A 678-nucleotide genomic window follows, 5' to 3' on the forward strand; every position below is an offset into this window, starting at 1 on the left:
GTGCAGCATTGCCGCAGTTCGCTTGCCGACAACTATTCCTGCTGGAATTGACAGGGCCAATCTTCAGGCCTCGTCAAGCCAGAAGGCAACTCGGTCCGGGCGTCTCGCAAGCCATGTTGAGCTGCCACTGGGACAGACCCGCCGAATTGGAAAGGTCGACGCCCTCGATACGGGTCAGAAAGAGGTCAAAGTCTATCGGCGCGGTGAACGTCGCTCCTCGGAAGTCCGCCCGTGCGAGATTGGCAAACGAGAAGCGGCTGCCGCTGATATCGGCGTCATGGAACTGCGCACGCCCCAATTCTGCCTTTGTGAAATCAACATTGGTCAGATTGGCGTCCTGGAAATTCGAGCGCTGCATTTCCGCGCTCGCAAACACAGCGCCCTGCGCGTCCATACGGCTGAAGTCGGTCCTGTAGGCCTCGATTCTGTCGAACCGGGCGCCTTTGGCGGTCGAGTCGGCCAGGGAAGCACGCACAAGCGTTGCCTTCTCAAGATTTGCCGCAAGGAGATTGCTGTTCCTGAGGTCGGTCGAAGTGAAATCAACACCGAACAGGTTCGCCCCGCTCAGGTCCTGTCCTTCTAGGATGAGAAGCTTCTTGTCACACTCGTGCCAATTGACGCCAGGCGTCGCGGCTGCGTGGCAATTGTGAGCAGCAGTGGCGTTCTGCCAAGCAAACA

General features: G+C 58.4%; 1 protein-coding gene. It reads right to left on the reverse strand.

Translation table 11 applies throughout. The features are described 5' to 3' along the window. Positions 1–73: 73 nt before the first annotated feature. Positions 74–678: pentapeptide repeat-containing protein (locus AC0L2C_RS34155; protein ID WP_473525530.1), on the reverse strand; the 605-nt coding region annotated here is incomplete at its 5' end.

The sequence above is a fragment of the Mesorhizobium sp. WSM4845 genome, assembly GCF_055811455.1.